This is a genomic window from Streptomyces sp. NPDC096311, from assembly GCF_044763085.1.
Lineage (GTDB): Bacteria > Actinomycetota > Actinomycetes > Streptomycetales > Streptomycetaceae > Streptomyces.
Genome location: NZ_JBIWFN010000001.1, coordinates 180,230 through 199,823, shown reverse-complemented (window position 1 = coordinate 199,823; position 19,594 = coordinate 180,230). Strand labels below are relative to the sequence as shown.

The 19,594-nt window shown below is 70.8% G+C and carries 17 protein-coding genes; 9 read left to right on the top strand and 8 right to left on the bottom strand.

The genetic code is table 11. The annotated features are described in order from the left end of the window. Positions 1 to 359 precede the first annotated feature (359 nt). Positions 360 to 2,747 (top strand): beta-galactosidase, encoded by a 2,388-nt coding sequence (locus ACIRA5_RS00840; protein WP_403686014.1) that lies wholly within the window; start codon positions 360 to 362, stop codon positions 2,745 to 2,747. An 89-nt stretch (positions 2,748 to 2,836) separates the two neighbouring features. After that, entirely contained in the window at positions 2,837 to 3,922 is a 1,086-nt protein-coding gene (locus ACIRA5_RS00835) for a LacI family DNA-binding transcriptional regulator (RefSeq protein WP_403686012.1), read from the top strand. 82 nt (positions 3,923 to 4,004) lie between these two features. Here the strand turns inward: ACIRA5_RS00835 and ACIRA5_RS00830 are convergent, their stop codons facing one another. Further along, entirely contained in the window at positions 4,005 to 4,442 is a 438-nt protein-coding gene (locus tag ACIRA5_RS00830; RefSeq protein ID WP_403687174.1) for a DUF4442 domain-containing protein, read from the bottom strand. 181 nt (positions 4,443 to 4,623) lie between these two features. Here ACIRA5_RS00830 and ACIRA5_RS00825 point away from each other — a divergent pair, with 181 nt between their 5' ends. Together ACIRA5_RS00825 and ACIRA5_RS00820 are read left to right on the top strand one after the other, a co-directional pair. Beyond that, positions 4,624 to 5,661 carry a hypothetical protein gene (locus tag ACIRA5_RS00825; RefSeq protein WP_403686011.1) on the top strand — a complete coding sequence of 346 codons (1,038 nt, stop codon included), beginning with the start codon at positions 4,624 to 4,626 and terminating at the stop codon, positions 5,659 to 5,661. 240 nt (positions 5,662 to 5,901) lie between these two features. Beyond that, on the top strand, positions 5,902 to 6,399 hold the full coding sequence (locus tag ACIRA5_RS00820) for a hypothetical protein (RefSeq protein ID WP_403686010.1): 498 nt from the start codon (positions 5,902 to 5,904) through the stop codon (positions 6,397 to 6,399). Between the two features lie 183 nt (positions 6,400 to 6,582). On the opposite strand, the gene ACIRA5_RS00815 is transcribed toward ACIRA5_RS00820, so the two are convergent. From ACIRA5_RS00815 to ACIRA5_RS00805, 3 genes are all read right to left on the bottom strand, one after another. Next, on the bottom strand, positions 6,583 to 7,428 hold the full coding sequence (locus ACIRA5_RS00815; RefSeq protein ID WP_403686008.1) for a spermidine synthase: 846 nt from the start codon (positions 7,426 to 7,428) through the stop codon (positions 6,583 to 6,585). A 144-nt stretch (positions 7,429 to 7,572) separates the two neighbouring features. After that, entirely contained in the window at positions 7,573 to 8,751 is a 1,179-nt protein-coding gene (tuf, locus tag ACIRA5_RS00810; RefSeq protein ID WP_403686007.1) for an elongation factor Tu, read from the bottom strand. A 318-nt stretch (positions 8,752 to 9,069) separates the two neighbouring features. Next, entirely contained in the window at positions 9,070 to 9,804 is a 735-nt protein-coding gene (locus ACIRA5_RS00805; protein WP_403686006.1) for a DNA alkylation repair protein, read from the bottom strand. 49 nt (positions 9,805 to 9,853) lie between these two features. Here ACIRA5_RS00805 and ACIRA5_RS00800 point away from each other — a divergent pair, with 49 nt between their 5' ends. Next, positions 9,854 to 10,633, top strand: coding sequence for a TVP38/TMEM64 family protein (locus tag ACIRA5_RS00800; protein WP_403686004.1), 780 nt, complete (start codon positions 9,854 to 9,856; stop codon positions 10,631 to 10,633). Between the two features lie 71 nt (positions 10,634 to 10,704). Here ACIRA5_RS00800 and ACIRA5_RS00795 read toward each other — a convergent pair whose 3' ends face one another. Continuing rightward, the gene (locus ACIRA5_RS00795; RefSeq protein ID WP_403686003.1) at positions 10,705 to 11,874 is read right to left on the bottom strand and encodes a thiolase family protein; all 1,170 of its coding nucleotides are present in this window, start codon (positions 11,872 to 11,874) and stop codon (positions 10,705 to 10,707) included. Positions 11,875 to 11,976: 102 nt separating this feature from the next. Here ACIRA5_RS00795 and ACIRA5_RS00790 point away from each other — a divergent pair, with 102 nt between their 5' ends. Then, complete coding sequence (locus ACIRA5_RS00790) at positions 11,977 to 12,438, top strand: winged helix-turn-helix transcriptional regulator (protein ID WP_403686002.1); 462 nt, start codon at positions 11,977 to 11,979, stop codon at positions 12,436 to 12,438. Between the two features lie 67 nt (positions 12,439 to 12,505). Here the strand turns inward: ACIRA5_RS00790 and ACIRA5_RS00785 are convergent, their stop codons facing one another. The 3 genes from ACIRA5_RS00785 to ACIRA5_RS00775 are packed head-to-tail and all read right to left on the bottom strand — an operon-like array spanning position 12,506 to position 15,374. Then, entirely contained in the window at positions 12,506 to 13,237 is a 732-nt protein-coding gene (locus ACIRA5_RS00785) for a cupin domain-containing protein (protein WP_403686001.1), read from the bottom strand. Next, positions 13,234 to 14,175 carry a PmoA family protein gene (locus ACIRA5_RS00780; RefSeq protein WP_403686000.1) on the bottom strand — a complete coding sequence of 314 codons (942 nt, stop codon included), beginning with the start codon at positions 14,173 to 14,175 and terminating at the stop codon, positions 13,234 to 13,236. Before ACIRA5_RS00780 ends, ACIRA5_RS00785 begins: the two co-directional genes overlap by 4 nt. Further along, positions 14,172 to 15,374 carry a Gfo/Idh/MocA family protein gene (locus ACIRA5_RS00775; protein ID WP_403685999.1) on the bottom strand — a complete coding sequence of 401 codons (1,203 nt, stop codon included), beginning with the start codon at positions 15,372 to 15,374 and terminating at the stop codon, positions 14,172 to 14,174. Before ACIRA5_RS00775 ends, ACIRA5_RS00780 begins: the two co-directional genes overlap by 4 nt. A 389-nt stretch (positions 15,375 to 15,763) precedes the next feature. Between ACIRA5_RS00775 and ACIRA5_RS00770 the strand changes: the two genes are divergently transcribed. From ACIRA5_RS00770 to ACIRA5_RS00760, 3 genes are all read left to right on the top strand, one after another. Further along, positions 15,764 to 16,639 carry an undecaprenyl-diphosphate phosphatase gene (locus ACIRA5_RS00770; RefSeq protein ID WP_403685998.1) on the top strand — a complete coding sequence of 292 codons (876 nt, stop codon included), beginning with the start codon at positions 15,764 to 15,766 and terminating at the stop codon, positions 16,637 to 16,639. 466 nt (positions 16,640 to 17,105) lie between these two features. Then, positions 17,106 to 18,671 carry a restriction endonuclease gene (locus ACIRA5_RS00765; RefSeq protein ID WP_403685997.1) on the top strand — a complete coding sequence of 522 codons (1,566 nt, stop codon included), beginning with the start codon at positions 17,106 to 17,108 and terminating at the stop codon, positions 18,669 to 18,671. Between the two features lie 124 nt (positions 18,672 to 18,795). Next, positions 18,796 to 19,113: a DUF6245 family protein gene (locus ACIRA5_RS00760; protein ID WP_403685996.1), complete on the top strand. Its 318-nt coding sequence runs from the start codon at positions 18,796 to 18,798 to the stop codon at positions 19,111 to 19,113. Positions 19,114 to 19,594 lie beyond the last annotated feature (481 nt).

Here is a 19,594-nt window from a genome sequence, read left to right as displayed (position 1 = left end):
CCGGAACAGGCGGAACGCCACTTGGCCCCGGTGTTTCCGAGGGCGTCGCCCGGCCCGCGGGAGGTCCGGCGCGACGCGGACCACGGCCTTCCGGGGCCGTTCCGCCATCGGCCCCAAAGTCCCTTGACGCGCTCGATGTTACCGATAACATCACTGAGTCTGGGAACGCTCCCAAACCCCGAGTCCCAGGCTCAAGAGCGGGACCGGGACCGGGACTGGGACTGGGACTGGGACCGGGGACGAGTGCCCCCACCCCACCGCGCCCGCACCCCGTCGCACCCGCACTCGCACCGCACCGCGCCGCACCCGCACCCCGCCGAAACCGACACCCGCCCCCAACCCGGACCGGAGAAGTCCCGATGCCGCATCTCCTGCGCGTCCCCGCGCCCCCCGCACCGCCCCTGACCGGCCATCTCCCCTTCACCGACGCCCCGGGGGCGCCCGACCCCATCGAGGTGACCAGCCGCTACCTCACGCGCGGCGGCCGCCCCTGGTTCCCGGTCTCCGGCGAGTTCCACTACGCGCGCTACCCGGCCCAGGACTGGGAGGAGGAGCTGCTGAAGATGAAGGCGGGCGGGGTCACCGTCGTCGCCAGTTACGTCATCTGGATCCACCACGAGGAGATCGAGGGCCGCGTCCGCTTCGACGGCGACCGCGATCTGCGGCGCTTCGCCGAGTTGTGCGCCCGGCACGGCCTGGACTTCATCCCGCGCATCGGCCCCTGGTGCCACGCGGAGGCCCGCAACGGCGGCTTCCCGGACTGGCTGCTCGCCCGCACCAGCGCGCCCCGCACCGACGACCCCGCCTATCTGGAGCCCGTCCGCGGCTGGTTCACGGCGATCGCGCAACAGCTGCGCGGGCTGGACCGGGCGCACGGCGGTCCGATCGTCGCGATCCAGATCGAGAACGAGCTCTACGACCAGCCCGGCCACCTCCTCACCCTGAAGCGGATGGCCCAGGAGGCAGGTCTGAGCGCGCCGCTGTGGACGTCCACGGCGTGGGGCGGGGTCCGACTGCCGCCCGACGAACTGCTCCCGCTGTACGGCGGCTACACCGAGACGTTCTGGACGGAGGCGGACGGCGGCTGGCCGGACACCTGCCGCAAGCACTTCTTCTTCACCCATCAGCGCGACGACGAGGGCATCGGCGCCGACCTGCGCCCGACGACCGTACGCGGCGGCGACCCCACGCCCACGGACCGCTTTCCCTGGGCCACCTGCGAGCTCGGCGGCGGCATGGCCGTCGCCTACCACCGCAGGCCGCGCGTCGAGCCCGACGACATCGGGGCGCTCGGCCTCACCAAGATCGGCTGTGGTTCGGTCTGGCAGGGCTACTACATGTTCCACGGCGGCACGAACCCGGCGGGTGAACTCACCACGCTCCAGGAGTCCCACGCCACCGGCTACCCCAACGACCTGCCCGTCCTCACCTACGACTTCCAGGCGCCGCTGGGCGAGTACGGCCAGGTCCGGCCCTCGTACCACGCACTGCGCCTCCAGCACCTGCTGCTGGCCGACTTCGGCGACCTGATCGCCCCCATGGAGTCCGTGCTGCCCGAGCGGCAGCCCACCTCCCAGTCTGACCGGGACACCCTGCGCTGGGCGGTGCGCGGCGACGGCGCCTCCGGCTTCCTGTTCGTCAACAACCACCAGCCGCACGAGCCGCTGCCGGCCCACCCGGGCACGACCTTCAGGGTCGACTTCCCCGACGCTCCCGCCCTGACGTTGCCCAGCGCCCCGGTCACCGTCCCGACCGGCGCGTACTTCTGCTGGCCGCTGCGTCTGGACGTCGCCGGTCTGCGGCTCGACTGGGCCACCGCCCAGCCGGTGTGCCGGGTCCAGGACGACGGGCGTACGGTCCTGGTGCTGGCCGCCACCGACGGCGTTCCGGTCGAACTCGCCCTGGACGCGGGCACGGTCGCGTCCGTCGACACGCCCTCCGGCGAGGTCACCGAGGCCGGCGACCGGATCCTGATCACCGGTCTGCGCCCGGGCACCGACGCCCTGGTCCAGGTGAAGACCGCGGACGGCGACGCCATCGGCCTGCTCGTGCTCGACGCCGACAGCGCGCGCACCGCCTACCGGGGCACGGCCTGGGGCGCCGAGCGGCTGGTGCTCTGCCCGGACGGGGTCGTCTTCGACCAGGGCGGACTTCGCGTGCACAGCTCGGCGACGCGGCCCTCCTTCGCCGTACTCCCCGCGCCGGAAGGGCTGTTGACGGTGGCCGGCACTCCGCTGTCGACGACGGCCGACGGCCCGTTCACTCGCTGCACGATCGCCGAAGGGGTCGACGCCGAGGACACCGCGCTCGCCGCCACCCTGGTGCGCCCCGCGGGACCGCCGCCCGCGCTCACGAAGGGCCCTCTGGGCCGGGCGAGCGCCCCGGCGGACGAGCACTTCACGACCTCCGCGGCCGAGTACCGCGTGGAGGTCCCGGACGAGCTGCTGCGTGAACCGTCCGGCACCCTCCTGCGCTTTCACTGGACGGGCGACGTGGGCCGCGCGTACGTCGGGGACACCCTCGTCGCCGATCAGTTCTTCTCCGGCCGCGTCTGGGACCTCGGTCTCGACCGGCTCCCCTCCGAAGCCCTGCGCACCCATGGCCTGACGCTGCGACTGCTGCCCCGGGAAGCAGGTGCTCCGGTGTACGTGCCCGAGCAGGCGGGCGACGTCACGGGACGGGCGGCCGTGTGGCGCGTCGAGTGGGTGACCACCCGCGCCTGGGCGATCACGACGGAGACGGCCTAGGCGGCCGACGCGCCAGGCGGGCCCTATCCTGTGGGCCTGCCGGGCGGATCGGGACAGACCGCCGCCGTGACGTCGGAGGATGCGCCCCCATGACCCGAGGTGCCACGGACGGCGCCGCCCCCCAGGGAACCGAGGGCCCCAGGGGACGCAGCCGGCGCAGCTTCGCGGGGGCGCGCCCGGTGATGGACGACGTGGCCCGTCTGGCCGGTGTCTCGAAACAGACGGTCTCCCGGGTGCTCAACGACAGTCCCGCGGTGCGGCCCGAGACCCGGGAGGCGGTCGTGGCCGCCATGCGCACACTCGGCTACCGGCCGAGCCGCAGCGCGCGCTCCCTGGCCAGTGGCAGGACGCGGATGCTCGGGGTGATCTCGTTCGACGCGGCGCGCTACGGGCCCGCCTCCATCCTGACCGCGATCAACTCCGCCGCCCAGGAAGCCGGTTACCTGGTCAGTTCCATCGCGCTCGACACGGCCGACCGGGACACCCTGGTGCGTGCCGTGCACACGCTGTCGGCCGAGGGGGCGGACGGCCTGCTCGCCATCGCACCGCAGCGCTGGGTGGGCAGGGCCCTGGCGGAGGCGGCGCTCGACGTCCCCCTGATGGTCCTGGAGAACGACCTCGGGGACGACGCCTCCTACGTCACCGCGGACTCCCGCGACGGGGCGCGGCAAGCCACCGCACACCTGCTGAAGCTCGGCCACGGCACGGTTCACCACATCGCGGGCCCCACGGGCTGGCTGTCCGCCGAGCACCGACTGGAAGCGTGGCGGGACACCCTTCGGGCGGCGGGGGCCGAAGTTCCCGAGCCGCTCTTCGGCGACTGGAGCGCGGACTCCGGGTACGCGCTGGGCCGCCGGCTGGCCGCGCGCCCCGAGGTCACGGCGGTGTTCGCCTCCAACGACCAGATGGCGCTCGGCGCGCTGCGCGCCCTGCACGAGGCCGGGCGGCCCGTTCCTGACGACGTCAGCGTCGTCGGCTACGACGACATCCCCGAGGCCGCCCACATGCTGCCCCCGCTGACGACCGTGCGTACCGACTTCGCCGCGACAGGCCGACGTTCGCTTCAGCTGCTGCTGTCGCGCATCGACGGTTCGGCGGAGCCCCGGGTCGATCACATCGAGCCGGTCCGGCTCGTCGTACGCCGCAGCACGGGCCCCGCGCCGCGGGGGCGGTGACACGGCGACGAACGCCGGGCGGGCCCGGCCGGCGCCAGGGGGTGGCGTTCGGGCGGACCCGCCGCCGTTCCGTTCGCTCGGCTCAGCCGTTCGGCCGCAGGGTCCAGACGACGGTCATCTCGCCCGTGACGGCGCCGTCCGCGCGCTGGATGGTGACGGCCACGGGGAACTCGGGGCGCTGACCCGCGTCGAGCTCGGCGATGACCTCCGCGGCCGGGCGGCCGAGGATCGCGGTGGCCGTCACGGGGCCCATCGCGAGCTTCTTGTACGCGATCTCGGCGCTGACCGCGAGCGGCACGGCGCGCGACAGCTGCTCGCCGAACGCGGCGAGGACGATAGCCCCGCTCGCCGACTCGCCGAGGGTGAACATCGCTCCGGCGTGCGGCCCGCCGACGTGGTTGTGGTAGTCGCTCTGGTCCGGCAGGGCCACCACGGCCTTGTCCGGCGTGGTCTCCACGAACTCGAGGTTCAGTGTCCGGGCCATCGGCACCGTGGCGGTGAGCATCTCGCCGATCGTCATCTGGTCTGCGTTCATACCCACATGTTACCCGTGAGTAGATAATCGCGACAGGCGCCCACCGGTCGATCTCCGTCGCCGAGTGTGAAGAAATCGAAAAATGCGCCCCCGATTCCTGACCGGTACATGGCTGACGAGCTCCGGTGACCGAAACGTGTCGCAGGCGCCACTAGGGTTGTGGCCCATGTGGCCAGGAGAGCAGCCGCCCGGGGGCGAGCAGAACCCGCAGGACCAGAACCCGTACCAGCAGCCGGGTTACCAGCAACCGAATCCGTATCAGCAGCCCGGATACCAGCAGACCGGGTACCCGCAGCCGGGGCAGCAGCCGGCCCCCTACGGGCCCCAGCCGGGTCAGCCCCAGTGGGGAACTCCGGCCCCCGCGGGCGCGCCCCAGCCGCCGGGCGGTGGCGGAAACAGGACCAAGGTCATCGCCATCACGGCGGCCACCGCCGTGGTCGTGGCCGCCGGTGTGACGGGCTTCCTCGTCCTGGGCGGCAGCAAGAAGGACGACGACGCGGGCAAGGACGCGTCCAAGTCGCCCAGCGCGTCCGCCTCCACGTCCCCCAGTGCGAGCGGAAGCGGTGACAACCCGCGCGGCGCCGAGGAGGAGAAGCCGACGATCGCGGGCTGGAAGGTCGTCATCAACCCCAAATGGGGCACCGCCTTCGACGTCCCCCCGGACTGGAACGTCCGCACGCCCGGCACGTTCATCGGCTTCGACGACGAGCAGAAGGGTGACGGCTCCGCGTACATCGGCATGTCCGCGCCCGCTTTCCTCAAGGAGAAGTGGTGCACGTCCGACGACGACAAGGACGGCCGCACGGACGACACGGCGCTGGCCGCGGTCGGCACCAAGGGGGAGAGCGGCGCCAAGAACACCGACACCATCGCCCGCGGCGACTCGGCCTCCTGGGCCTTCGGCGGCTACACGGACCAGGCGAAGGCCTCGGAGAAGCTGCTGAAGATCGGCAAGCCCCAGCCGTACACGACGGCTTCGGGCATCAAGGGCAGCGTCGCGACGTCGTACACGGCCGGTGTCCCCAAGAAGGGCAAGTGCGACTCCGACGGCACGGCGACCTCGTTCGGCTTCAAGAACTCGGCGGGCGACTTCGTGTCCTGGTCGTTCTACGGCGCGAAGGGCGTCAGTGACGAGGTCCCGGACGCGACCGTGCGAAAGATCCTCAGCACGGTACGGCTGCACGGTACCCCGACGGGTTCCTGAGCCCCCGCCGCACGGGGACAGCTGCCGGACGGCGGCCGACCCTCGCGCAGGTGTGCGGTCCTCGTGCAGTCGCAGGGCTGCCCGGCGGTGCTGTGTATGCGAGGTGACCTGCGGGCCGGCCATGGAGCTGCGGCCGCCGGACCCCATGCGGCAGCCGATCTAGAGGAGGCTGCCGGCCAGTGGTAGGACTGGGTGACTTTGGTCGTAGGGCCATGTCTTGTTGGTGCTGAGGAGGCGGGCATGTTCGATGAGGCCAGCGAGAACGAGCTCCTGCTCGCCGCGCTGATGCAGCTCGGTGCGAAGGGCGGCTCGATAGGAGCTGCCGCTGGAGGGGCGGCCACCGGAACGCACGGTTTGGGCCGAGCAGGGGCACGGGGCGGTGCTCGTGGAGCCGCGCGAGGCTTCAAATGGACAAAGAAGGACGTCAGTACCACTCTTGTCGAGTTGTCCGGAACGGTGACGGCAGTCTCCCAGCTGGTCCACACGACCCTGGCCGACATAGGGAACCTGATAGGCGCGGAGGCCCGGGACAACGGAGGCATCGCCGTACGAGCGGTGGTCGGTGTGGGGATCGGGGGCCTGAACCCCACCGTTGTGACCGCCTTTGTGGCCGCAGATCCCGAAGGCGCAGCGGTGGTGGAGCTCCGCGCCGCAGGCCGTGAAGGGCTCATCAAACAGCACCCCGCCGAAAAGGCTCTGGACAAGATCACCGCTCAGCTCAAAGCCGCCTCGCGGTAACGACGGCCGCACGGCCCCAGCCCAACGGGCGCCTCACCGTGTGCCCGGCTCTCCACGTCGCGTGACGTAGCCGGGTCGGCCCACCGATGATCCTCTGCCACCCGAGGGCGATGACACCCCAGGCTGCCCCGGCGGACCGAGGCGGTGGCCCACGGGCCACCGGTGGCGGAGTTCGAGCGCCGGTCAGCCGATGCTGAAGGCACCGCCGGGCGGCTCGGGTGAGGGAACCGCGTCCTCGTCACGCACGGGTGCGGCCGAGCCCATGAACTCCCGCAGCGCGGCGCCGCTTTCGACGCGAGCCGGGAAGGCGTCGGCGGCCGTGCGGCGGGCGAGGACGGCCGTGTCGAGCGGGCGGTGGGAGGCCACAAGTACCGCGTTGCCGAAGCGCCGGCCACGCAGCACACCGGGTTCGGCGATCAGGGACAGCTCCTCGAACACGGTCGCGAACGTGGCGAGTTGAGAGCGCAGGAAGGCGAAGGGCGCGGCGTCGGCGAGGTTGGCCAGATAGACGCCGTCCTCGCGCAGCACGCGCGCGGCGGCCCCCGCGTACGCCGTGGACGTCAGGTGCGCCGGGACGCGCGCGCCCCCGAAGACGTCCGCGATCACGATGTCGGCGGAGGCGGGCGCGGCGGATTCGAGCCAGCCCCGCGCGTCCGCGCCGTGCAGCGTGATGCCCGCGTCCTCGGGCACGGGCAGGTACTCGCGGACCAGGTCCAGCAGACCCAGGTCGGCCTCCACCACGTCCTGCCGTGAGCCGGGGCGGGTCGCGGCCACATAGCGGGGCAGCGTCAGGGCTCCGCCGCCGAGGTGGAGCACGTCCAGGGGCCGTCCCGGCGCCACGACCGTGTCCAGGACGTGCCCGAGCCGTCGGGCGTACTCGAACTCCAGATGGGTCGGCTCGTCCAGATCGACGTACGACTGCGGTGCGGCGTCGACCGTGAGCAGCCAGGCCCGCTTCCTGTCCACGTCCGGCATCAGCTTGGCGGTTCCGTGGTCCACGGTCCGTGTCACGGGTATCGGCTCGTCCACGGGTCCATTGTGCCGCCCCTTCAGGCGCGCGGTCGTCGCTGCCGGACCCCACGCGGGCCGCGGCCTCTCCGACGGCGATGGGTAAGGGCCGGTGCCCGCTCCCCCGGTAGCGGGAGCGGGCACCCTCGTCCTGCCCCTCGGCCGTCAGCCCACCGAGGTCACCGTCCCCGCGCCGACCGTCCGGCCGCCCTCGCGGATCGCGAAGCCGAGCCCCGGCTCCAGCGGCACCTCGCGCCCGAGTTCGACCGCCATCGTGACGGTGTCGCCGGGCCGGGCGAGGGCCCGCTCGCCGAGGTCGACGTCGCCGACCACGTCCGCGGTGCGGATGTAGAACTGCGGCCGGTACCCGGTGGAGACGGGCGTCGTACGACCGCCCTCGCCCGTCGACAGGACGTACACCTGGGCCGAGAAACGGCGACTGGGGACGACGCTGCCGGGCGCGGCGACGATGTGCCCGCGGCGTACGGCGTCGCGGGGCACCCCGCGCAGCAGCAGCGCCACGTTGTCCCCCGCCTGCGCCTCGTCCATGGGCTTGCCGAAGGTCTCCAGGCCGATCACCACCGTGTCGACGGCCGCGCCGAGCACTTCGACGCGGTCGCCGACCCGGATCGTGCCGCGCTCGACCGCGCCGGTGACGACCGTCCCGCGCCCGGTGATCGTGAGCACGTTCTCGACCGGCAACAGGAACGGCGCGTCGAGGTACCGCTCGGGCATGGGCACATAGGTGTCCACCGCGTCGAGCAGCGCGTCGATCGCCGCCGTCCAACGGGGGTCCCCCTCAAGAGCCTTGAGGCCAGACACCCGTACGACGGGTACGGACTCGCCCCCGTAGCCGTGCGCGGAGAGCAGCTCGCGGACCTCCAGTTCCACGAGGTCGGTGAGTTCCTCGTCGCCCGCGTCGGCCTTGTTCAGGGCGACGACGATGTGGTCGACGCCCACCTGCCGGGCGAGCAGCACGTGCTCGGCGGTCTGCGGCATGATCCCGTCGAGCGCGGAGACGACGAGGATCGCCCCGTCGAGCTGCGCGGCGCCGGTGACCATGTTCTTGACGTAGTCGGCGTGACCCGGCATGTCCACGTGCGCGTAGTGGCGGGTGTCGGTCTCGTACTCGACGTGCGCGATGTTGATGGTGATGCCGCGCGCGGCCTCCTCCGGGGCCCGGTCGATCCGGTCGAACGGCACGTATCGGGTGCTGCTGCCGGAACCGCGCTCGGCGAGGACCTTGGTGATGGCGGCGGTCAGGGTGGTCTTGCCGTGGTCGACGTGACCCATCGTGCCGATGTTCAGGTGCGGTTTGGTGCGGACGTATGCCGTCTTGGGCATGGCGGTACCTCGAAGCCTCTTGAGTGTCAGCGGAGCTGAGTGATGGCCCCGGCGCTCAGCGGCCGGGACGGGGACCCCAAGGACTTGCCGACCCTCCCCCTGCGGGGTCCGCCGGACGATCCGGGAAGGGTCAGCTTCGGGCGCCGTCGACGGCGGCCACGATGATCGGGACGGCAGCCTTCGGCGCATCCGCGACTGCGGATGCTGCGAGGAGGAAGGCGTGCCGGAACATGAGGCGATCATCGCCGACGTATCCGGCCACGTCGAATGGTTTTTCTCGCCACCGAAGCAGATGTGGCGGGTGTTTCTGCCGATGCGTCAGGGGCCGACGTTCTTGAGTGCCTCACGTACGGAGAGGGGAGCGAGCCGCTCCCGTTCCCGGGCGACGAAGGCCCGTACCGCCTCCGGATCCGTCTTCGCGTACTCGCGCAGACACCAGCCGATCGCCTTGCGGACGAAGAAGTCGGGATGCCCCGACTGCCGTACGCAGTAGGCGAAGAGCCGCTCGGTGTCGGTCGTCTCCTTGTAACGGAGCTGGTGGAGCAGGGCCGTACGGGCGACCCACAGGTCGTCGTCCTCGATCCACGCGTCCATGTCGCTCCTCAGCTTCGGATCCGCGGCCACGAGGCCTCCCACCACGTGGGAGGCGAGTGCGTCGACGGTGTCCCACCAGGAGACCGTCACGACGAGATGGCGCGTCACCGGGAGGAAACCGGAAGAGAGTTGCCTCACATGGCGGCGCAGGTAGTCGACGGCGAAATACTGGTACTCGCGCTCCGGCAACGCCCAGCAGCGCAGGGCCACGGCGGTGCAATCGGCCTCTGCGGGGGCCGCTGTTGCGAGGAGGACCGTGCGGGACAGCGCGCGGCGATCGGGCGTGGTCAGACCGAGGAAAGGGGCGATGTCCTTCATGTACGCGCGCATGGACACGGCCCGTTCCGGATCGGCCGCCGCGCCGTAGGTGGCGGTGAGCCGTTCCAGCACGGTGTCCGCGAGGGAACTGTTCGGCACCTCGAACCGCGCACCCGACGTTCCGGAAGCTGTGACGCCCATGAGACGAACCATACGGCGATCACACACACGGGTCGGTTAGTGTCGCCGAATGCTCGATGCCACCACCCGCTCTGGGGGCACCGCCACAGCCGTTCCCCCGGCTCCCGTCGCTGAGCTCTCCCTCGCCGCGGAGTTCGCCGTCTCCACACCCACGGGCCTCGCCGCCCGTTGCACGAGAGTCCTGCTCTCGCCCTGGTCCCGGCTCTCCCTGCTGCTGGTGCTGCTCGCGGTGGCCGCGTCGAGCGTGCTGCTCTTCGAACCGCAGCGGCTGCTCTCCGACGGCTGGCCGCCCCAGCTCAGCGGCGCCGCGGCGGCCGTGGTGTTCGCGGTGGCGTACGGACTGTGCACGGTGGCGTTCGTGCCCCGGCCGCTGCTCAACCTCGCGGCGGGCGCGCTCTTCGGCTCGCAGCTGGGCCTCGGTACCGCGCTCGCGGGCACGGTGCTCGGCGCCGGCGTGGCGTTCGGACTCGGCCGGATCCTCGGGCAGGACGCGCTGCGCCCGCTGCTGCGCGCCCGCTGGCTGAAGGCGGCCGACGGACAGCTCAGCCGGCACGGCTTCCGCACGATGATGATGGCCCGGCTCTTCCCCGGTGTGCCCTTCTGGGCGGCGAACTACTGCGCGGCTGTCTCCCGCATGAGCTGGCTGCCGTTCCTCCTCGCCACCGCCCTGGGATCGATCCCGAACACCGCCGCGTACGCCGTCGCGGGCGCCCGGGCCTCGGCGCCGACCTCCCCCGCCTTCCTGATCGCCATGGGCTTCATCGCGCTGCCGGCCCTGGTCGGCGCGGTGGTGGCCTGGCGCAAGCGCCACCACCTGCGCGGAGACTGATCGGCCTCCGGCACTGATCAGTCTCCAGCACGGCGGTTCTCGGGACGGCGGACGACCGGTGCCGTCCGGGGTTACACGGCCTCGATGACCATCGCGTTGGCGAGTCCGCCCGCCTCGCACATCGTCTGCAGGCCGTAGCGGGCTCCGCGCTCGCGCATCGCGTGCACGAGGGTGGTCGTCAGCCGGGTGCCGCTCGCGCCGAGCGGGTGGCCGAGCGCGATCGCCCCGCCGTGCACATTGACCCGGGACAGATCCGCGCCCGTCTCCTGCTGCCAGGTCAGAACGACGCTCGCGAAGGCCTCGTTCACCTCGAAGAGGTCGATGTCGCCGAGGGCGAGCCCCGCCTTGCGCAGCACCTTCTCGGTGGCCGGAACGACGCCCGTGAGCATCAGCAGCGGGTCGGAGCCGGTGACGGCGAAGCTGTGCAGGCGGGCGAGCGGGCGCAGGCCGAGCCTGGCCGCGGTCTCGCTCGACGTGATCAGCACGGCCGAGGCGCCGTCGTTGATCGGGCTCGCGTTGCCCGCCGTGACGGACCAGTCGATCTGCGGGAAGCGCTCGGCGTAGGCCGGGTCGTAGTAGGCGGGCCTGAGTCCGGCGAGTATCTCCGTGGTGGTGGCGGGCCGGACACTCTCGTCGCGCGTCACGCCCTCCAGGGGCGCGACCTCGGCGTCGAAGAGGCCGTTGGCCCAGGCCGTGGCCGCCTTCTGGTGCGAGCCCGCCGCGAAGGCGTCCATCTGTGCGCGTGACAGGCCCCACTTGGCGGCGATGAGCTCGGCGCTGATGCCCTGCGGCACCAGGCCCTCGGGGAAGCGCGCCGCGATCCCGGGTCCGAAGGGATCCTCGGCGCCTCGGACGTTCGAGCCCATCGGCACGCGGCTCATCGACTCCACACCGCAGGCGACGACCATGTCGTACGCCCCCGACAGGACGCCCTGGGCCGCGAAGTGCACGGCCTGCTGGGACGAGCCGCACTGGCGGTCCACGGTGGTCGCGGGCACCGTCTCGGGAAAGCCCGCCGAGAGTGCCGCGTAGCGGGTGATGTTCGCGGCCTGCTCGCCCACCTGGCTGACGGTGCCGCCGATGACGTCGTCGATCAGCGCCGGATCGACTCCGGAGCGCTCGACGAGAGTGCGCAGTGTGTGGGCGAGGAGCTCCACGGGGTGGACGTGGGCGAGGGAGCCGTTCGGCTTGCCCTTGCCGATGGGGGTGCGTACGGCTTCGACGATGACGGCGTCACGCATGGCTGATCTCCAAACTCACCGAGTTTGTTTTCCAAACCCACTAGGTGACTCAAGAGTAACTCAGCGGGTTGGACAAACCAACCCACCCCCTAGACTGGTGGCATGAAGGACGCCCGCCCCTGTTCGATCGCCGACACCCTCGCTCTCGTCGGCGAGAAGTACTCCCTGCTGGTACTGCGCGAGGTGACGCTCGGCGCCACCCGCTTCGACCAGCTCGTCCGCAACATCGGCGCACCGCGCGATGTGCTCACCGCCCGCCTGAAACGGCTCGTCGACGCGGGCGTACTGGAGAAGGTCGAGTACAGCGACCGCCCGAAGCGCTACGAGTACCGGCCCACCCGGGCCGGTCTGGAACTGGAACCGGTGCTGCACACGCTGATGGCGTGGGGCGACCGCCATCTCCAGGAGGGCGGATTCCGTCCCATGGTGCTGGAGCACACCTGCGGCCATGAGCTGGTCCCGCAGGTCGTGTGCCGAGTGTGCGGCGAGGTGGTCAAGCACGGCGACCTGACGGCCCACCCGCAGACCCCGGGCTGGACGGCGACGGGGCCTGCGGTGGCGTAGGAACGAGCCTGCACCGGCTCAGGGACGGGCCTGCGGCGGCGCGGGCCCGGAAGAACCCCCGTAGGGGCTAATCGGTCCCCTTGTAGACGTCGAGCCGTCCGCACATCCCGAACTTGCCGTGCGCGGACGGCTGTTCGGCCCGCACGAGGGCGTCGGCGAGGTGGGAGACGTCGCCCCGCTCCAGCCGGTCGAGCTGCTCTCCCGTGGCCGCGGCGGCGGCCTCGGCACCGCGCCGCCAGCGCTCGCGCCACGCGGCGAGCCGGGGCCGCACCAGCGCGGCCGCGGCCCGGTGGAACGCGGCGAGCGGCTCGGGCCCGTCCGCCGCGCGCAGCGCCCGGTAGCCCTCCAGGGCGAGGTCTCGCCGGGCCCGGGCGACCCGCTCCTGCTCGGCCTCGGGCGCGTCGGCCGGGATCACCGTCGCGGCCGCGTACGTCTCGGGGTCGGTCAGGTACTGCGGAGGCAGGGTGAGCACGGCGTCACCCGCTTCGGGGAGGCCGTTGTTCTGCATGAGGACGGTGATGCGCAGGTCGTCCTCGTTGACCAGGCGATGGATGGTGCCGGGTGTGAACCACGCGACGATGCCGGGTTCGAGCGGTGTGACCTCGTACCCGGACGTCGTCAGCGTCTGCACCGCTCCACGCCCGCCGGTGACGACGTACGCCTCCGAACAGGTCAGGTGCAGATGGGGGGTGCCGCCGGAGACTCCGTCGGGGGCGGGCCAGTCGTACACGCAGAGGTGCGAGACGGCGACGGCGCCCGGCAGCCCGGTGAACACCGGGGTCTCGTGCGCGCCGCTCACCACGGGTGCTCCTCCAGGTACTTGGCGACCTCCTCGCGTCCCCAGGCCCCGTCGGCCACGACGACACGGTAGCGGCGGGTGAGGGTGGCGCCGGGAGCGAGTTCGAGCTCTTCGAAGAAGGCGAACGAGGGGGCGACGGCGGCGAACGGATCGTTGCGCACGAACCAATGGGCCGGGTGGGCGCCGCCCTCCCCGGTGTGGTCGTTCTCGGGACCGTGCGCGAAGACGAGCGTCGCGTGGCCGTCGGCGCCGTCGTGCTCGCCGCAGTACGCGAGCCAGGGCGCCTGCTGCCCCATCAGGCCGGGCCCTTCGGAGTCCGGCCCGACGATCCGGCCGTCCCGGAAGGCACGCGGTCCGCGCCAGAACAGGCCTGTGTAGCCGGCCATCTCCCGCCCCGCGGTGGTCGGGCTGCCGAAGCGCAGCGCCTCGTCCCGCCGGTTGGTGACCGCGGTCGTCCAGGTCAGCGCCCAGGAACCCGACGCGGGATCGACGTCGTGCACCTCGACGCGGCGCTCCTCCTCGGCCCACAGCTCACCGTCGTACGGATGCCAGGTGAGGCGCTCGGCGATGACCGCGCGGCTCCCGTCCGAGACCACCTCGTCGAAGCCGACGTGGGCCATCGACCCGACGCGCTCCGGGAGTTCGAGGTATCCCTCCCCGTGGACGTACGTGTTGCCGCCCCACAGGTTGGAGCCCGACAGGTGGGAGGCCGTCATCTGGAGGCCCTTGTGCCAGCGGTGGTCGTTGGGCCGGTAGTCCGTGACGATGTCACCGGCCAGCGTCCTGAGGGGGTGCAGATACGGCTTGGGGGCCTCCCAGGCCGCCTCGGGCCGGTAGACGTAGCTCAACAGCTCCACGCCGGTGGTCGTGTCGCTGATCGTGATGCGATCGCCATGAGCGTGGACGATACGGAGCGCACCCTGCGCGGACTCGGTCATGCCGACCCCTCCTGGCTCACGGTGGACGCGGACTCACCGGCGGACGCGGCAGGCGGCGCCCAGCCCGGCGCGCCCCCGTGCAGGGCCGTGTAGAACGGGTCCCCGGGCCCGACCTCCCCCGCGCGGACGGTCGTGTCCGTGAACGCCGACTTGTAGAGCGCGGTGATCAGTTCCAGACTCGTACGCCCGTCGGCGCCGCTGCTGCGCGGCCGCTCACCCGCGCGCATGCTCGCGACCAGCTCCCGCAGCTGCTCCAGATGCGAGCTGGGCACGTCCGTACCGAAGTCACGCCAGGCCGCCACGTCCTCGTCGGACACGTCGGGGGCCGGGGTGATCCGCCAGTTGTCGTTGCTGTGGCCGTAGAGGTGCGTGAGCTCGACGGTGGCGCGTTCGCAGTCGATACGGATGCGGCTCACCTCGTCCGGGCTCAGGACGCTGTTGACGATCGTGGCCAGCGCGCCGCTCTCGAAGCGGACGAGTGCGGTCGAGACGTCCTCCGTCTCCACGTCGTGCACCAGACGCCCGGCCATCGCCCGCACCTCGCTCCACGGCCCCATCAGGTCCAGGAGCAGGTCCATCTGATGGATGCCGTGCCCCATCGCGGGCCCGCCGCCCTCGGTCTCCCATCGCCCGCGCCAGGGCACGGCGTAGTACTCGGCGTTGCGGTACCAGGTGGTCTGGCAGTGCGCGACGAGCGTGCGGCCCATGGTCCGCTCGGCGATGAGGCGCCGCACATGCCGGGACCCCGAGCCGAACCGGTGCTGGAAGACGATGGCCGCGTACGGGCCCCCGGCCTTCCCCTCCTCCGCCTCGACGGCGTCGAAGTCGGCGAGCGTCAGGACCGGCGGCTTCTCGCACCAGACCCAGGCTCCGGCGCGCAGCGCGGCGACGGTCTGGTCGCGGTGCAGGGTCGGCGGGGTGCAGATCGCGACCAGGTCCGGCCGCTGCTCCTCCAGCATGCGGTCCAGATCGGTGTACGCGTGCGGGATGCCCGCCTCGGCGCAGAACTTCTGGACGGCGTCCTCCGCGATGTCGACCGCGGCGACGATCTCCGTCTCGCCCTCCTCGGCGAGCCGGGCGAGCGCGGGAACATGGCTCCCGCGCGCGATGGCGCCCGTACCGATGACAGCGGCCCGGATACGGCGGCCCTCGAACGGGCTCGCGGGACGGTTGGGGGCGGACTCGGTGCTCTTACTCATGTACGTGATCAGCGCTCCACCGGACGTGACGTCAGACGTTGGCCAACGCATGGTGTCACCGAGACGGAACCGGCAGCAGCAAGCGCTTTCTCTTCTACTGCAACGTATGTGCCGGTCCAGCGGCAGGTCAACACCCCGGTCACCCCGTGGACAACGTTGCCCACCGGCCCGGCACAGGACCGTCACGGCCCGCCCGCCAGGTCCTGCCGCCGTCCGCCCACTGCTCGTCCACCGCCCGACCACCGCCCGACCACTGTCTGCGCACGAAACCCCTGTGGCCGAGCCGTCCTTGGGGGACGCTACGCTGCCACCAACACCCGTGATCACCGCACACAGCGGCCCGGCGTGCCCGTCACCCTTTCCGATCAGCGCTTGGACCACCTCACTTCATGTCTTGGTTTGAATCCCTCATCCTCGGACTCGTCCAGGGGCTGACCGAATTCCTTCCCGTTTCCTCCAGTGCGCATCTGCGCCTGACGGCGGCGTTCTCCGGCTGGGAGGACCCCGGAGCGGCCTTCACCGCGATCACCCAGCTCGGCACGGAGGCGGCGGTACTGATCTACTTCCGCAAGGATGTCGGCCGGATCCTCGCGGCGTGGTTCCGCTCGCTCACGAACAAGGAGATGCGCCGGAACCACGACGCCCAGATGGGCTGGCTGGTCATCGTCGGCTCCATACCCATCGGCGTGCTCGGCCTGACACTCAAGGACCAGATCGAGGGCCCGTTCCGCGATCTGCGGATCACCGCGACGATGCTCATCGTCATGGGCGTGGTCATCGGCATCGCCGACCGGCTCGCGGCGCGTGACGAGACCGGCGGGAAGCACCGGGCACCCAAGCAGCGCAAGGCCCTCGAGGACCTGAACGTCAAGGACGGCCTGCTGTACGGCGTCTGCCAGGCGATGGCCCTGATCCCCGGCGTCTCCCGGTCCGGCGCGACCATCAGCGGCGGCCTCTTCATGGGCTACACCCGCGCCGCGGCGGCCCGCTACTCCTTCCTCCTCGCCATGCCGGCCGTGCTCGCCTCGGGTGCCTTCGAGGTCAAGGACGCCACCGCGAACGGCCATGTGGCGTGGGGGCCGACCATCTTCGCGACGGTGATCGCGTTCGCGGTCGGTTACGCCGTCATCGCGTGGTTCATGAAGTTCATCTCACACAAGAGCTTCATGCCGTTCGTCTGGTACCGGATCGCGCTCGGCATCGTCATCATCGCGCTGGTCAGCGCCGATGTGATCAGTCCTCACGCAGCCGAATCGGGGGGCTAGGGGGCTGTCGTTGGGGGCGGGAGGGCGGCGCCATCTAGCATTTCCTAGCGCCTGAATGCATCACCACGCCATGATCATCTCCCACTTGTCTCCCACCCGGGAGCCGGGACGCACCCGCCTATGAAGTTGATGGAGATCTTGGGTTCTGGCCCTGCCGCTGACGCGGCAGGGCCAGAACTCGTTGTGTGGCGATGGGTCAGGGGGGGGCGGCGAGATGGTCGGGCCGGATGTGTGGGGAGACGTGTCGGGATCTGATCCCGACAGGGAGTGTGTTCGCGTTCCTGGCCGAGCATCGCGGCGAGCTGTTCCCGGCTGAGATGTTCGCGGACATGTACCCGTCGGCGAACGCATAGGGGAAGCCCGCCACCGCGTGATGACGGGCCTTGAGCGACGAGTGGGTGCCCTGGGGCAGCCGGCCCCGCTGGAGGGGCGGCGTTGTGGTAGCCGTGCGCCAAGATGATCAGTCATGGCGATCCATGAAGAGGAACGCCCTGACGCGGCGGACGACGACCTCGAGACCGAGTCTTGGCATGAGTCGGATCTGCTCCGGGATCTGGCCGCCCTGCGGTCGGTCTCCGACGCGCAGCGCCGCGGCTACAAGCTCGAATCACTGCTGGAGCGGATGTTTCGACGGGCTCACTACCAGGTCGTGCACAATCCGAGGATGGCGCGCCCCCGGCAGACCGACTTCGCGGTCATCTCCCACAGCCGGCACTATCTCGTCGAAGCGAAGTGGGAGCGCCGACCTGCTGGATCCAAGGTCGTCGATGCGGTCCGCAGCCGCCTGGGCCGTCTGGACGGCACTGTTGTGGCTCTGCTGTTCACGATGTCCGGGATCACCGAGCAAGCGGACGAGGCGATCGTCGGGGACCGCAGGGATGGGCTGGTCCTCGTCTTCGACGAGGTCGACATCCTCAGGGCTTTGAGGGCTCCGCAGGAGTTGGACCGCCTTCTTCGCCTGAAACACGATGAGCTCGTTGTCCACGGGCGTGTCCATCGCGGCGAAAGGGAGCGTGGGGCCGAGGAGGCCGCCCGCAGTTCGCGCAAGACGGCAGGGAAGCTGCCTGTGAGCCGCTACAGGCTGCTCAACGGCAGCGGGGACACGGTGCCATGGTTCTACGGAGCAGGAGGGTTCAGCCCCGGGGTCTTCTGCCTCGACCTGCCCGATGTCGACTGGGTGCCGGCTGCGGGAAGCGGCGTGTGCCTGGATATGCCATGCACCGCATGGGGCCAGCCTGACCTCTTCCGCCTCCTTGACGCGCTGAACGAACTGGGGTGGATGGGAGAGCGGAGTCAGTGGAGCATCCAGCAGCATGGCCGGAACTGGCATGGCTGTGGCGCCGATGGCTTTGCCGAGGCCCTCAGGAACTGGGAAGAACGGACCAGTGAGCTTGAAGATCCCCACCACAGCGAGGAGTTCGTCTACTTCGAAGTCTGTGACGGCGGTTTCTACACCGTGTCAGGCAGCATCTCCGCAGAAGAAACACGCCACGTCATGCGCTGCAATGTCTCCTTCCAGCTCATCGGAATACCGTTGGACCCTGGCTCACTGCAGCAGCTCTACCGGCAGTTCGACGTCCCCAGCCGCAGCTACTTTCGTCCGCTGGTCGAACGGTCAGTCACCCGAGAACGTTTCGACGGCCGCATCCCGCTGCAAGTGCTGGGGTACATCATCGAGCCCGCCGATCAACGCTGGGGCGAGGAAGACTGGGTTGTCGGCCTCCTGGCAGCAAATCCCTTCTACGGCACCGACCTCCAGCCGCCCGACGATCTGGCAAGTGACCTGGACCGCACTGGTGTGATCGTATGCAACCTGCGCTCGTACCATCCCCTCAGCAAGCCGCAGGAGCGCTACGAACTGTGGTCGTACGAGCGGGCTAGGACTTCAGACGCCCACGCGCTGCGCATCGCCGCCGAGTGGTGGGAGTCCGAGGACGGCAACGAGCAGCGACCGGCTGTTGGGCGGGCCGGAGCCGGCTACTCCATCGACCAGGTTCGGGAAGTTTCGGTTCAGGGTCCTTTGATGGCATAGGCAGCACTGTCCGGACGCGTCGGGCGTGGCCGTGAACCCGAGTGCGTACGGGCGGCCGGGACCGTCACCCGGTCCAGCCCACCTCGTACACCTCGATACCTGCTGACGCAGGTCGGCGATCATCGTGTCCTTCTCCCGCAGCAGCCTCTCCTTGTCCGCGAGCTGGGCGGCGTCCTCCTGGCTGGGGCGGGCCGGCACGCCGCTCAGGTTGATGGCCCAGCACCATGGAACCGGGCCGATCCCGCTGGCCGCCGCACACGCGGCGAGTGGCCTGTACCTGCTGCTTGACGTGATCGCCGCAAGTCAGGACGCCGTCGCCCAGGGCGACGTGGACACCTTGGCCGCGCACGCCGAACAGCTGGAAGCGGCCTGGGAGGCGCTGGAGACTGCGATCGGCAACACCGACATCCTGCTGAACATGCTCAAGTCGGTCGGCCTGTAGGAGGCGCTGGTGGCGGGGATGCCGACTCCTCGGAGAGTGCAGCGGGTGTGGGCGAAGCAGATGGACGAGGCCGCGGCGAGGAAGGCGCTGAAGGCCCAGCGGCGTGAGGAGAACGAGCGGAACCGTCTGGCCAAGGAAGCGCGCCGAGGTGACTCACCAGTACACGAACGAGACTCGACGGGGACACCGATAAGACGCCGATCGATGCCGGTGTACCTCTTGGAGTTCTGCGCACGTCCCCACGGTGTCTCGTGCGCGCCCCGGCAGTGCCGCACTGGCGTCGCACACAAGGCCATCGGAGGACTCTCCTGTGCAGGGATGACGGGTGGCGCCTCCCAGGAGACACGACCGGGACTCCACAGGGACGCCGTTCGTACTTCGCAGCGCCTCTTCTGGAAGGGCCCGGCTGGCGCTTCCGCCGGAGGAGCGGCTGGTGGCGCGGGCAGCGAGTATCGAGGTGAAGTGGGTCATGCACCCCGCG